Here is a 13,018-nt window from a genome sequence, read left to right as displayed (position 1 = left end):
ACGGTTGTGGCGCACGTCTTCGGTGAACGCACTCTGGCCACACTGGAGCGTCTTCTGAGCCTGCTGTCGGCCTTTGAGGTCGTGGTATGGATGACGGATGGCTGGCCGCTGTATGAATCACGCCTGAAGGGAAAGCTGCACGTTATCAGCAAGCGTTACACTCAGCGCATTGAGCGACATAATCTGAATCTGAGACAACATCTGGCAAGGCTGGGACGGAAGTCACTGTCGTTCTCAAAATCGGTGGAGCTGCATGACAAGGTCATCGGGCATTATCTGAACATAAAACACTATCAGTAAGTTGGAGTCATTACCGGAATTATTACTGGGTTATTTTTATATGCCCTGGGCGCTGCATTATTCTGGCCCGCTGCAGAAATAATGAACTACACCTTATTTTTAGTTGGCCTATTTATTATTGCAGCCGGATTAGGTTGTCTGGAAACTGCCGCAAACCCTTTTGTTACGGTATTAGGGCCGGAAAGCAGTGGTCACTTCCGCTTAAATCTTGCGCAAACATTTAACTCGTTTGGCGCAATTATCGCGGTTGTCTTTGGGCAAAGTCTTATTTTGTCTAACGTGCCACATCAATCGCAAGACGTTCTCGATAAAATGTCTCCAGAGCAATTGAGTGCGTATAAACACAGCCTGGTATTATCGGTACAGACACCTTATATGATCATCGTGGCTATCGTGTTACTGGTCGCCCTGCTGATCATGCTGACGAAATTCCCGGCATTGCAGAGTGATAATCACAGTGACGCCAAACAAGGATCGTTCTCCGCATCGCTTTCTCGCCTGGCGCGTATTCGCCACTGGCGCTGGGCAGTATTAGCGCAATTCTGCTACGTTGGCGCACAAACGGCCTGCTGGAGCTATTTGATTCGCTACGCTGTAGAAGAAATTCCAGGTATGACTGCAGGCTTTGCCGCTAACTATTTAACCGGAACCATGGTGTGCTTCTTTATTGGTCGTTTCACCGGTACCTGGCTCATCAGTCGCTTCGCACCACACAAAGTCCTGGCCGCCTACGCATTAATCGCTATGGCACTGTGCCTGATCTCAGCCTTCGCTGGCGGTCATGTGGGCTTAATAGCCCTGACTTTATGCAGCGCCTTTATGTCGATTCAGTACCCAACAATCTTCTCGCTGGGCATTAAGAATCTCGGCCAGGACACCAAATACGGTTCGTCCTTCATCGTTATGACCATTATTGGCGGCGGTATTGTCACTCCGGTCATGGGTTTTGTCAGTGACGCGGCGGGCAACATCCCCACTGCTGAACTGATCCCCGCACTCTGCTTCACGGTCATCTTTATCTTTGCCCGTTTCCGCTCTCAAACGGCAACTAACTGAACATATTTTCCGAATAAAGTGAGGAATCTGTAATGAAAAAAATCAGCTTACCGAAAATTGGTATCCGCCCGGTTATTGACGGTCGTCGCATGGGTGTTCGTGAGTCGCTTGAAGAACAAACAATGAATATGGCGAAAGCTACGGCCGCACTGCTGACCGAGAAACTGCGCCATGCCTGCGGAGCTGCCGTCGAGTGTGTCATTTCCGATACCTGTATCGCGGGTATGGCTGAAGCCGCTGCTTGCGAAGAAAAATTCAGCAGCCAGAATGTAGGCCTCACCATTACGGTAACGCCTTGCTGGTGCTATGGCAGTGAAACCATCGACATGGATCCAACCCGCCCGAAAGCCATTTGGGGCTTTAACGGCACTGAACGTCCCGGCGCTGTTTACCTGGCAGCGGCTCTGGCAGCTCACAGCCAGAAAGGCATCCCGGCATTCTCCATTTACGGTCATGACGTTCAGGATGCCGATGACACATCGATTCCTGCCGATGTTGAAGAAAAACTGCTGCGCTTTGCCCGCGCCGGTTTGGCCGTCGCCAGCATGAAAGGTAAAAGCTATCTGTCGCTGGGCGGCGTTTCGATGGGTATCGCCGGTTCCATCGTTGATCACAACTTCTTCGAATCCTGGCTGGGAATGAAAGTCCAGGCGGTGGATATGACTGAACTGCGTCGCCGTATCGATCAGAAGATTTACGACGAAGCCGAACTGGAAATGGCACTGGCCTGGGCTGATAAAAACTTCCGCTATGGCGAAGATGAAAATAACAAACAGTATCAACGCAATGCCGAGCAAAGCCGCGCAAAGCCGCGCAGTTCTGCGCGAAAGTTTACTGATGGCGATGTGTATCCGCGACATGATGCAAGGCAACAGCAAACTGGCCGATATTGGTCGCGTGGAAGAATCACTTGGCTACAACGCCATCGCTGCGGGCTTCCAGGGGCAACGTCACTGGACCGATCAATATCCCAATGGTGACACCGCCGAAGCGATCCTCAACAGTTCATTTGACTGGAATGGCGTGCGCGAACCCTTTGTCGTGGCGACCGAAAACGACAGTCTTAACGGCGTGGCAATGCTAATGGGTCACCAGCTCACCGGCACCGCTCAGGTATTTGCCGATGTGCGTACCTACTGGTCACCAGAAGCAATTGAGCGTGTAACGGGGCATAAACTCGATGGACTGGCAGAACACGGCATCATCCATTTGATCAACTCAGGTTCTGCTGCGCTGGACGGTTCCTGTAAACAACGCGACAGCGAAGGTAACCCGACGATGAAGCCGCACTGGGAAATCTCTCAGCAAGAGGCTGACGCTTGCCTCGCCGCTACCGAATGGTGCCCGGCGATCCACGAATACTTCCGCGGCGGCGGTTACTCTTCCCGCTTCCTTACCGAAGGCGGCGTCCCGTTCACCATGACTCGTGTCAACATCATCAAAGGCCTGGGACCGGTACTGCAAATCGCGGAAGGCTGGAGCGTGGAATTGCCGAAGGATGTGCATGACATCCTCAACAAACGCACCAACTCAACCTGGCCAACCACCTGGTTTGCACCGCGCCTCACCGGTAAAGGGCCGTTTACGGATGTGTACTCGGTAATGGCGAACTGGGGCGCTAACCATGGGGTTCTGACCATCGGCCACGTTGGCGCTGACTTTATCACTCTCGCCTCCATGCTGCGTATCCCGGTATGTATGCACAACGTTGAAGAGACCAAAGTGTATCGTCCTTCTGCCTGGGCTGCGCACGGCATGGATATTGAAGTATTGCAGGAGCGATTATGAAACAAGAAGTTATCCTGGTACTCGACTGTGGCGCGACCAATGTCAGGGCCATCGCGGTTAATCGGCAGGGAAAAATTGTTGCCCGCGCCTCAACGCCTAATGCCAGCGATATCGCGATGGAAAACAACACCTGGCACCAGTGGTCTTTAGACGCCATTTTGCAACGCTTTGCTGATTGCTGTCGGCAAATCAATAGTGAACTGACTGAATGCCACATCCGCGGTATCGCCGTCACCACCTTTGGTGTGGATGGCGCTCTGGTAGATAAGCAAGGCAATCTGCTCTATCCGATCATTAGCTGGAAATGTCCGCGAACAGCAGCGGTTATGGACAATATTGAACAGTTGATCTCCGCACAGCGGTTGCAGGCTATTTCTGGCGTCGGAGCCTTTAGTTTCAATACGTTATATAAGTTGGTGTGGTTGAAAGAAAATCATCCACAACTGCTGGAACGCGCGCACGCCTGGTTCTTTATTTCGTCGCTGATTAACCACCGTTTAACCGGCGAATTCACTACTGATATCACGATGGCCGGAACCAGCCAGATGCTGGATATCCAGCAACGCGATTTCAGTCCGCAAATTTTACAAGCCACTGGTATTCCACGCCGACTCTTCCCTCGTCTGGTGGAAGCGGGTGAACAGATTGGTACGCTACAGAACAGCGCCGCAGCAATGCTCGGCTTACCCGTTGGCATACCGGTGATTTCCGCAGGTCACGATACCCAGTTCGCCCTTTTTGGCGCTGGTGCCGACCAAAATGAACCCGTGCTCTCTTCCGGTACATGGGAAATTTTAATGGTCCGTAGCGCCCAGGTTGATACTTCGCTGTTAAGTCAGTACGCCGGTTCCACCTGCGAACTGGATAGCCAGGCAGGGTTGTATAACCCAGGTATGCAATGGCTGGCATCCGGCGTGCTGGAATGGGTGAGAAAACTGTTCTGGACGGCTGAAACACCCTGGCAAATGTTGATTGAAGAAGCTCGTCTGATCGCGCCTAGCGCGGATGGCGTAAAAATGCAGTGTGATTTATTGTCGTGTCAGAACGCTGGCTGGCAAGGAGTGACGCTTAATACCACGCGGGGGCATTTCTATCGCGCGGCGCTGGAAGGGTTAACTGCGCAATTACAGCGCAATCTACAGATGCTGGAAAAAATCGGGCACTTTAAGGCCTCTGAATTATTGTTAGTCGGTGGAGGAAGTCGCAACACATTGTGGAATCAGATTAAAGCCAATATGCTTGATATTCCGGTAAAAGTTCTCGACGACGCCGAAACGACCGTCGCAGGAGCTGCGCTGTTCGGTTGGTATGGCGTAGGGGAATTTAACAGCCCTGAAGAAGCCCGCGCACAGATTCATTATCAGTACCGTTATTTCTACCCGCAAACTGAACCTGAATTTATAGAGGAAGTGTGAAATGCTGAAAACAATTTCGCCGTTAATTTCTCCCGAACTATTGAAAGTGCTGGCAGAGATGGGACATGGAGATTAAATTATTTTTTCCGATGCTCACTTTCCCGCCCATTCGATGGGACCGCAGGTGATCCGCGCTGATGGCCTGTTGGTGAGCGACTTGCTCCAGGCGATTATCCCGTTATTTGAACTGGACAGTTATGCACCGCCGCTGGTGATGATGGCGGCGGTAGAAGGTGACACTCTCGATCCTGAAGTAGAACGACGTTACCGTAATGCGCTTTCACTACAAGCCCCGTGTCCTGACATCATCCGCATCAATCGTTTTGCGTTTTATGAACGGGCGCAAAAAGCCTTTGCGATCGTTATCACAGGCGAACGAGCGAAGTACGGGAATATTCTTTTAAAAAAAGGGGTAACACCGTAATCTCATACCGGTACGCCCGCATGACGCGGGCGGTTATCGAATGATGGGGTGAAAAATATGAAAGCGGCACGCCAGCAAGCGATAGTCGACCTGCTGCTGAACCATACCAGCCTGACCACGGAAGCTCTCTCTGAACAGCTAAAGGTCAGTAAAGAAACCATTCGTCGCGATCTCAATGAATTACAGACGCAGGGTAAAATTCTGCGCAATCATGGACGCGCTAAATATATCCACCGTCAAAATCAAGACAGTGGCGATCCCTTTCACATCAGGCTGAAAAGCCATTATGCGCATAAAGCAGATATCGCGCGCGAGGCGCTCGCGTGGATTGAAGAAGGGATGGTGATAGCCTTAGACGCCAGTTCAACTTGCTGGTATCTGGCACGCCAGTTGCCTGACATCAACATTCAGGTCTTCACCAATAGCCATCCGATTTGCCATGAACTCGGTAAACGCGAACGCATTCAACTGATCAGTTCCGGCGGCACACTTGAGCGCAAATATGGCTGTTACGTCAATCCCTCGCTGATTTCCCAACTTAAATCGCTGGAAATCGATCTGTTTATTTTTTCTTGTGAAGGGATCGATAGCAGCGGCGCACTGTGGGACTCCAATGCGATCAACGCTGATTACAAATCGATGCTATTAAAACGTGCCGCGCAATCGTTGTTATTGATTGATAAAAGTAAATTTAATCGTTCAGGGGAAGCCCGCATCGGGCATCTGGATGAGGTAACGCACATTATTTCTGATGAGCGCCAGGTTGCAACTTCTTTGGTAACAGCCTGACGGAAAGGGTAGCAGGCCGAAGACGACGCCCCGGCCTTGCCTGTTATCGCTCGTCGCGACGACCACCCACCGCAGCCCAGATGCGGCGGACGTGCACCGTCACTTCTTCGCGATCGTGATACAACTGCCGCGCCTGAATCTGAGCATTTATGCCATGTTCATCAAGCTGTGCCTGAATATACGCCAGATTGTGTGATACTTCTTCGTAGCGTTTTTTCATCGGCAGTTTGAGATTGAAAATGGTTTCACGGCACCAGCCATTAACCAGCCACTGCGCCATCAATGCCGCAACTTTAGCCGGTTTTTCAACCATATCGCATACCATCCAGGAGATATTGCTGCGTGTCGGACGGAATTTGAAACCGTCTTCCCGCAGCCACGTCACCTGCCCGGTATCCATCAGACTTTGCGCCATCGGGCCGTTGTCGACGGAATAAACCCACATGTTGCGCTTCACCAGTTGGTAGGTCCAGCCGCCAGGGCAAGCGCCTAAATCCACCGCCCACATCCCGTTCGCCAGGCGTTCATCCCACTCATCCGCAGGAATAAACACATGAAATGCCTCTTCCAGTTTGAGCGTGGAACGACTCGGCGCCTCTGCCGGAAATTTCAGGCGCGGAATGCCCATATAGAACGGCGAATTATTGTTGCTGTATGAGTAACCGGTATAGCAGCAGCCTGGTGCAATAAAGAATACATGCACAACCGGACGCTTCGGCGTTTCATAGTTCGCCAGCACCCCGGCATCGCGCAAGGCAGCGCGTAGCGGAACAGTAAATTTACGGCAGAATTTCAGCAACTCTTTGCTTTCGTTGGTATCGGCAACTTCAACACGCAGTTCACCGCCCTTCTCTACTACGCCCTGTAACATGCCGACAATGGGGGTAATACGATCTTCTGGCGGCAAATGCTGCAGGAGTTCCCCCACCACAAACCACTGGCGGGCAAAAATTAATGAACTGAACGGCAGCTCACGGATTAACTTATCGCCATCATCAGGTTGATAACATTCATAAATGACATAACCCGCATTCTCTTTCACGCGGGCAAAACCGAAAATTTCCCGCTGGCCGGCTTTATCGGTAATTTCTGCGGCGCACTCTTTTTCAAAGCCCGGACGGCACAGCAATACAACCTTATTCATGACTTACGCCCTTGAGCTTTAAACGGATAGCACCAACTAACATTAACGCCCAGCCCGCGAGGAAGCTCACGCCGCCAACCGGAGTGACAAACGCCCACAAACGCAGATGGGACAGCGCCAGGCAATAAAGGCTGCCGCTGAACAACACCGTGCCTAACGCGAGGAAAACGCTACTCCAGTAAAACCAGATACTGATGCGACGCTGCATTGCCACCGCCAGACCTAAGATCGCCAGCGTATGAAACGCCTGGTATTCGAGGCCGGTCTGGATCCAGCCCATCTCAACGGCCCCCATGGTTTTACTTAACACATGCGCGCCAAAAGCGCCCAGAGCCACAAAAATGAAGCCGCTAATGGCGGCGAAAATCAGCATAAAACGGCTGGTCATGGTCGTACCCTACGTAAATTATTGTTCATAACGAAAGCGGAATTTTTCTTGTTCAGCAGCGGCTTTCGCCAGGATCCATTGGCGAAAGGCGGCTATTTTACCCAGTTCTGCCTGGCTGTCATGACAAACCAGATAAAAAGCGTTTTTACTGACCAGAACATCATTAAACGGGCAAACAAGACGTCCGGCCTCGATTTCAGATTGCGCCATCACGTTATTTGCCAGTGCCACTCCCTGCCCGTGGATAGCCGCTTGCAGCACCATGGCGCTATGGCTAAAAATTGGCCCTTGCTGAACGTTGATATGATTTAACCCCAACTGTCGGGTATATGTCTGCCAGTCACGGCGCGAAGCATCATGTAATAACGTATGTTTAGCCAGATCTTCCGGTGTCTTCAAGGGTTTTTCGCCAGTCAGCAGTAGCGGCGAACACACCGGCAATAAATATTCGGCGTACAGTTTTTCCACCCGTAGCCCCGGCCAGTTGCCCCGACCATAAAATATCGCCACATCAACATCATCCGCCAGCTTATCTTCCTGACGATCAACCGCCTGGATTCGAACGTCAATTCCCGGATAAGCTGAATTAAAGCTGGAAAGTCGCGGAACCAACCAATGAATGGCGAAACTGGGGAGTAAACTGACCGTCAACGCCCCCTTGGCGCTACGGGCCTGGAGTTTACGCGTCGCTTCGGTTAATTGCGAAAATATCTCTTTGATATCGAGGAAATAGCTTTGCCCTTCCTCGGTCAGCAGGAGTGAACGATTACGGCGGCGGAACAGTTTTAGCCCCAAAAAATCCTCAAGAGACTTGATTTGATGACTTACTGCGGCCTGGGTCACAAAAAGCTCTTCTGCTGCGCGAGTGAAACTTAAATGGCGTGCTGCGGCATCAAAAACTCGTAAGGCATTTAGCGGTGGTAATCGTTTAGACATGGCTATTAAACTTTGATGTTAAATGAATTTAACAATTAGATCACACTATGTGACCTATTAGTTTTTTTAATCTGAGCCATTATAAATTATCCGTTGAGCTTCTACCAGCAAATACCTATAGTGGCGGCACTTCCTGAGCCGGAACGAAAAGTTTTATCGGAATGCGTGTTCTGGTGAACTTTTGGCTTACGGTTGTGATGTTGTGTTGTTGTGTTTGCAATTGGTCTGCGATTCAGACCATGGTAGCAAAGCTACCTTTTTTCACTTCCTGTACATTTACCCTGTCTGTCCATAGTGATTAATGTAGCACCGCCTAATTGCGGTGCTTTTTTTTACCTTGCGATCGCGAATTACTGATCCAGTTCGACCATCTCTTTCACGTCAGTACGGTTGATCTGCTGTTTGTTGCCATTAGCGTCTTTATACGAAATCATACCGGTATCGTTATCAGTCTGTGGTTTGCCGTCAGAGACGATGGTACGTCCGTCATTGGTGTGCATCACATAGTTCGAACCGGAACAGGCGCTCAGGGCAAAAGTCAGCATACAGGCAGAAATAATTGCGGCAGTCTTTTTCATCATCTTCTCCTTAAAGCGATTAATAAATCTTAATAGTATTGATTAACAGGCTAAAATTAACGCCTAACACTATTCAGCATATGTTACTTACGCGGCTTCGCCAGGATATCCAGATAATTCTGATGGTTAGCACTCTCCTTGTATCAAAGTGAATTTTGCGTCACGATCGGTGCATCAAGCCGAGGAGTACCATGAACGTTTTTAATCCCGCGCAGTTTCGCGCCCAGTTTCCCGCACTACAGGATGCGGGCGTCTATCTCGACAGCGCCGCGACCGCGCTTAAACCTGAAGCCGTGGTTGAAGCCACTCGACAGTTTTACAGCCTGAGCGCCGGAAACGTCCATCGCAGCCAGTTTGCCGAAGCCCAACGCCTGACCGCGCGTTATGAAGCTGCACGAGAGAAAGTGGCGCAATTACTGAATGCACCGGATGATAAAACTATCGTCTGGACGCGCGGCACCACTGAATCCATCAACATGGTGGCACAATGCTATGCGCGTCCGCGTCTGCAACCGGGCGATGAGATTATTGTCAGCGTGGCAGAACACCACGCCAACCTCGTCCCCTGGCTGATGGTCGCCCAACAAACTGGAGCCAAAGTGGTGAAATTGCCGCTTAATGCGCAGCGACTGCCGGATGTCGATTTGTTGCCAGAACTGATTACTCCCCGTAGTCGGATTCTGGCGTTGAGTCAGATGTCGAACGTTACTGGCGGTTGCCCGGATCTGGCGCGAGCGATTACCTTTGCTCATTCAGCAGGGATGGTGGTGATGGTTGATGGTGCTCAGGGGGCGGTGCATTTCCCCGCGGATGTTCAGCAACTGGATATCGATTTCTATGCTTTCTCTGGTCACAAACTGTATGGCCCGACGGGTATCGGCGTGCTGTATGGCAAATCAGAACTGCTGGAAGCGATGTCGCCCTGGCTGGGTGGCGGCAAAATAATTCACGAAGTGAGTTTTGACGGCTTCACGACTCAATCTGCGCCGTGGAAACTGGAAGCAGGAACGCCAAATGTGGCTGGTGTCATAGGATTAAGCGCGGCGCTGGAATGGCTGGCAGATTACGATATCAACCAGGCCGAAAACTGGAGCCATAGCTTAGCAACGCTGGCGGAAGATGCGCTGGCGAAACGTCCAGGCTTTCGTTCATTCCGCTGCCAGGATTCCAGCCTGCTGGCCTTTGATTTTGCTGGCGTTCATCACAGCGATATGGTGACGCTACTGGCGGAGTACGGTATTGCCTTGCGGGCCGGGCAACATTGCGCTCAGCCGCTACTGGCAGAATTAGGCGTAACCGGCACACTGCGCGCCTCTTTTGCGCCATATAATACAAAGAGTGATGTGGATGCGCTGGTGAATGCCGTTGACCGCGCGCTGGAATTATTGGTGGATTAATGACAAACCCGCAATTCGCCGGACATCCGTTCGGCACAACCGTAACCGCAGAAACGTTACGCAATACCTTCGCACCGTTGACGCAATGGGAAGATAAATATCGCCAGTTGATCATGCTGGGGAAACAGCTTCCGGCTTTGCCAGACGAGTTAAAAGCGCAGGCTAAAGAGATTGCCGGATGCGAAAACCGCGTCTGGCTGGGATATACCGTGGCTGAAAACGGTAAAATGCACTTCTTTGGCGACAGCGAAGGGCGCATTGTGCGCGGCCTGTTGGCGGTGTTGTTGACTGCCGTTGAGGGGAAAACCGCCGCCGAATTACAGGCACAGTCGCCGCTGGCATTGTTTGATGAGCTGGGATTGCGTGGGCAGCTTAGCGCCTCACGCAGCCAGGGGTTGAATGCGTTAAGCGAGGCAATTATCGCTGCGGCGAAGCAGGTTTAAGCACAGAACCAGGTCGGATAAGACGTTCGCGTCGCATCCGACCTGATTGTTTAACCCTGACGCGCTGCTTTCGCCATCATCTTCTTCAGCGCATGAGAAACCGCAACAAACCCAAAGGTGGCGGTCACCATCGTTGCCGCGCCAAATCCAGATGCACAATCCATCCGCTTCGGCCCTTCTGCCGTGGCTTTCATCGCACACACCGTACCGTCTGACTGCGGGTACACCAGCGCTTCAGTAGAAAACACGCAATCCACGCCGAGCTTACCTATACTGTTTTTCACTACGCCAAAATCGCTTTTCAGGCGCTCGCGCAACTTCGCCGCCAGCGGGTCCTGAATCGTTTTCGCCAGATCGGTAACCTGAATCTGCGTCGGGTCAATCTGCCCACCCGCGCCACCGGTCGTGACCAGCGGGATTTTATTGCGCCGACAATAAGCAATCAGCGCCGCTTTGGGTCGTACACTATCAATGGCATCAATCACGTACGAATAACCGGCACTCATATATTGCGCTACGTTATCCGGCGTCACGAAATCATCCACCACCGTTACACGGCACTCCGGGTTAATCTGGCGAATGCGCTCCGCCATGACTTCCGCTTTTGCCAGCCCGACGTTATCGCGCAGAGCGTGAATTTGCCGATTGGTATTGGTGACGCACACATCATCCATATCGATAAGCGTGATTGCGCCAATCCCCGTGCGCGCCAGCGCTTCCGCCGCCCAGGAACCGACACCACCGATACCAACCACACAAATATGCGCGTCAGCAAACAGTTGCAACGCTTTTTCACCATACAGACGCGCTGTGCCACCAAAACGCTGACGCCATGCATCACTAATTACCACAGACATAGCACCTCAGAATTAAAAAGGGTGAGGTTATCCCTCACCCTGTCGTATCCGTAAAAACGGTATACAGAATAACACATCAGCCGCTAAAGACGTTACCTGCGCCCGGGGCGGTTTTCAGCACCCAGACACGTCCATAGTGGTTGTACCAACCTGCGCGATGTCCGGCTTCCGGCCCGATCCCTTGATAGATATCGAAGTGTTGGCCTTTGATTGCGCCACCGACATCCAGCGCCACCATCAGACGCAATTCGTACTGACCGTTAAATTTGCCGTTATTATCCAGCAGCGGCACTTCTGCCAGCAAGGTAGTACCTGGCGGAATAATTGAACGATCGGAGGCAACAGAAGCACGGCCAACCAGCGGCACCGCACTTGCCCCTTTCACCGGTGCAAAAGATTGCGGTTTAAAGAAGACGAAAGACGGGTTCTGTTCCAGCAGCTCGCGAACCTCGGCTTCACTGTGTGTTTCGCCCCAATGACGAATCGCCTGCATCGACATATCTTCTTTTTTCACTTCGCCACGGTCGATCAGCACCTTACCAATGCTGCGATAGGCATGACCGTTTTTCCCTGCATAGCTGAAAAAGTTAAGTGGACTGCCATCACCAAAGTCGATATACCCACTACCCTGCACATCCATAATGAAGTTATCCATCAGAGAGTTGCTGTAAGCGAGGATGTATTTATCGCCCAATGCCCCCGCGTAGATCTCCGCACGAGACGGCAGACGACCACGTTTTGGCGGCATACGGTAAATAGGATACTGGAACTCGCCCTGGCGGGTATGGCGCGCCTGAATTACCGGCGTGTAATAGCCTGTAAACTGCACGTTACCATAGTTGTCGGCACCTTCCATCTGCCAGGCATCAATGCCGAACTGGCGCATATTGCGGGTATCACCGCCTGCGCGCAGCCACTCTTGCACCGCGTTATAAACATTACTCTGGTTGCCATACAGACGCGGTGACGAATTACGGATATGGTTAATTTGCTCGGCAAAATCACCGGCGTTAATCGGCGCGCCAACGGCATCTGGCTGGTTCACCAGAGAGAAAGGCTGGGTAAATTTCCCGTCTTTATATTGCTGTCCGCGATCGGTTGATTTGGAAGAGCAGGCGGCAAGCATTGCCACAACCGTGCCCATAAGAAGGTACTTTACCCAACGTCCTTTCATTGTTCTCTTCTTCAGGTTAAAAAATAAGGCGCAACGAAGATAACAAACCGCCGCGTTTAATGAAATGAGCAGCCTCTCCCTGACGCAAATTTTGCACAAAAAATAGGCTTTAGTGGTTTGTTTTTGTTCAAAATCATGCTAAATCCGTGATCGGGGTAAAAAAAAGGTTGCATGAAAACGCGAGCGGAGTATAGTGCGCATCCACGGACGCGGGGTGGAGCAGCCTGGTAGCTCGTCGGGCTCATAACCCGAAGGTCGTCGGTTCAAATCCGGCCCCCGCAACCAATCAAATTTGATGAAATAAAGCAGTACGGTGACGCGGGGTGGAG

Annotated in this window: 10 protein-coding genes, 1 tRNA gene and 4 pseudogenes; 9 read left to right on the top strand and 6 right to left on the bottom strand. The window is 51.6% G+C overall.

Features of this window, described 5'->3' with window-relative positions:
- The 6 genes and pseudogenes from BGK49_RS01710 to fucR all read left to right on the top strand — a co-directional run.
- Positions 1–300: pseudogene (locus tag BGK49_RS01710) on the top strand (IS1-like element IS1X2 family transposase); the annotation flags it as partial.
- A 15-nt stretch (positions 301–315) separates the two neighbouring features.
- Positions 316–1,356, top strand: a pseudogene (gene fucP, locus BGK49_RS01705) (L-fucose:H+ symporter permease); the annotation flags it as partial.
- 32 nt (positions 1,357–1,388) lie between these two features.
- Positions 1,389–3,144: pseudogene (fucI, locus tag BGK49_RS01700) on the top strand (L-fucose isomerase).
- Positions 3,141–4,559 carry an L-fuculokinase gene (gene fucK / locus BGK49_RS01695; protein WP_000808369.1) on the top strand — a complete coding sequence of 473 codons (1,419 nt, stop codon included), beginning with the start codon at positions 3,141–3,143 and terminating at the stop codon, positions 4,557–4,559. Before fucI ends, fucK begins: the two are co-directional and overlap by 4 nt.
- Position 4,560: 1 nt before the next feature.
- Positions 4,561–4,983, top strand: a pseudogene (fucU, locus tag BGK49_RS01690) (L-fucose mutarotase).
- A 57-nt stretch (positions 4,984–5,040) separates the two neighbouring features.
- Positions 5,041–5,772 (top strand): L-fucose operon activator, encoded by a 732-nt coding sequence (fucR, locus tag BGK49_RS01685; RefSeq protein ID WP_000642344.1) that lies wholly within the window; start codon positions 5,041–5,043, stop codon positions 5,770–5,772.
- 43 nt (positions 5,773–5,815) lie between these two features.
- Here the strand turns inward: fucR and rlmM are convergent, their stop codons facing one another.
- From rlmM to BGK49_RS01665, 4 genes are all read right to left on the bottom strand, one after another.
- The gene (gene rlmM / locus BGK49_RS01680; protein WP_001045525.1) at positions 5,816–6,916 is read right to left on the bottom strand and encodes a 23S rRNA (cytidine(2498)-2'-O)-methyltransferase RlmM; all 1,101 of its coding nucleotides are present in this window, start codon (positions 6,914–6,916) and stop codon (positions 5,816–5,818) included.
- On the bottom strand, positions 6,909–7,304 hold the full coding sequence (locus BGK49_RS01675; protein WP_000203903.1) for a DUF423 domain-containing protein: 396 nt from the start codon (positions 7,302–7,304) through the stop codon (positions 6,909–6,911). Before BGK49_RS01675 ends, rlmM begins: the two co-directional genes overlap by 8 nt.
- A gap of 18 nt (positions 7,305–7,322) precedes the next feature.
- Positions 7,323–8,240 carry a glycine cleavage system transcriptional regulator GcvA gene (gcvA, locus tag BGK49_RS01670; protein WP_000044401.1) on the bottom strand — a complete coding sequence of 306 codons (918 nt, stop codon included), beginning with the start codon at positions 8,238–8,240 and terminating at the stop codon, positions 7,323–7,325.
- A gap of 350 nt (positions 8,241–8,590) precedes the next feature.
- Complete coding sequence (locus tag BGK49_RS01665; protein WP_000750398.1) at positions 8,591–8,818, bottom strand: YgdI/YgdR family lipoprotein; 228 nt, start codon at positions 8,816–8,818, stop codon at positions 8,591–8,593.
- Positions 8,819–9,009: 191 nt separating this feature from the next.
- Here BGK49_RS01665 and csdA point away from each other — a divergent pair, with 191 nt between their 5' ends.
- Positions 9,010–10,215, top strand: a complete 1,206-nt coding sequence (gene csdA / locus BGK49_RS01660; protein WP_005031696.1) for a cysteine desulfurase CsdA — start codon at positions 9,010–9,012, stop codon at positions 10,213–10,215.
- A complete protein-coding gene (csdE, locus tag BGK49_RS01655) occupies positions 10,215–10,658 on the top strand; it encodes a cysteine desulfurase sulfur acceptor subunit CsdE (protein ID WP_000184264.1) in 444 nt (147 codons plus the stop codon). The genes csdA and csdE overlap by 1 nt, the downstream gene beginning before the upstream one ends.
- A gap of 50 nt (positions 10,659–10,708) precedes the next feature.
- Here csdE and tcdA read toward each other — a convergent pair whose 3' ends face one another.
- A complete protein-coding gene (gene tcdA, locus BGK49_RS01650; protein WP_000117723.1) occupies positions 10,709–11,515 on the bottom strand; it encodes a tRNA cyclic N6-threonylcarbamoyladenosine(37) synthase TcdA in 807 nt (268 codons plus the stop codon).
- Positions 11,516–11,591: 76 nt separating this feature from the next.
- Positions 11,592–12,689: a murein transglycosylase A gene (mltA, locus tag BGK49_RS01645; RefSeq protein WP_000678655.1), complete on the bottom strand. Its 1,098-nt coding sequence runs from the start codon at positions 12,687–12,689 to the stop codon at positions 11,592–11,594.
- A 208-nt stretch (positions 12,690–12,897) separates the two neighbouring features.
- On the opposite strand from mltA, the gene BGK49_RS01640 reads away from it, so the two are divergent.
- Positions 12,898–12,974 (top strand) — tRNA-Met (locus BGK49_RS01640).
- Positions 12,975–13,018: the final 44 nt, after the last annotated feature.

It is taken from the genome of Shigella sp. FC1544 (assembly GCF_001722145.1).
Taxonomy (GTDB): domain Bacteria; phylum Pseudomonadota; class Gammaproteobacteria; order Enterobacterales; family Enterobacteriaceae; genus Escherichia; species Escherichia coli.
Note: the sequence above shows the minus strand (reverse complement) of the source record. Positions and strands in the feature narration are given on the sequence as shown.

What these genes read in the sequence shown, in the direction of transcription:
- fucK (WP_000808369.1), top strand. Translation starts at nt 3,141, where the DNA reads ATGAAACAAGAAGTTATCCTGGTACTCGACTGTGGCGCGACCAATGTC.
- fucR (WP_000642344.1), top strand. Translation starts at nt 5,041, where the DNA reads ATGAAAGCGGCACGCCAGCAAGCGATAGTCGACCTGCTGCTGAACCAT.
- rlmM (WP_001045525.1), bottom strand. Translation starts at nt 6,916, where the DNA reads ATGAATAAGGTTGTATTGCTGTGCCGTCCGGGCTTTGAAAAAGAGTGC.
- BGK49_RS01675 (WP_000203903.1), bottom strand. Translation starts at nt 7,304, where the DNA reads ATGACCAGCCGTTTTATGCTGATTTTCGCCGCCATTAGCGGCTTCATT.
- gcvA (WP_000044401.1), bottom strand. Translation starts at nt 8,240, where the DNA reads ATGTCTAAACGATTACCACCGCTAAATGCCTTACGAGTTTTTGATGCC.
- BGK49_RS01665 (WP_000750398.1), bottom strand. Translation starts at nt 8,818, where the DNA reads ATGAAAAAGACTGCCGCAATTATTTCTGCCTGTATGCTGACTTTTGCC.
- csdA (WP_005031696.1), top strand. Translation starts at nt 9,010, where the DNA reads ATGAACGTTTTTAATCCCGCGCAGTTTCGCGCCCAGTTTCCCGCACTA.
- csdE (WP_000184264.1), top strand. Translation starts at nt 10,215, where the DNA reads ATGACAAACCCGCAATTCGCCGGACATCCGTTCGGCACAACCGTAACC.
- tcdA (WP_000117723.1), bottom strand. Translation starts at nt 11,515, where the DNA reads ATGTCTGTGGTAATTAGTGATGCATGGCGTCAGCGTTTTGGTGGCACA.
- mltA (WP_000678655.1), bottom strand. Translation starts at nt 12,689, where the DNA reads ATGAAAGGACGTTGGGTAAAGTACCTTCTTATGGGCACGGTTGTGGCA.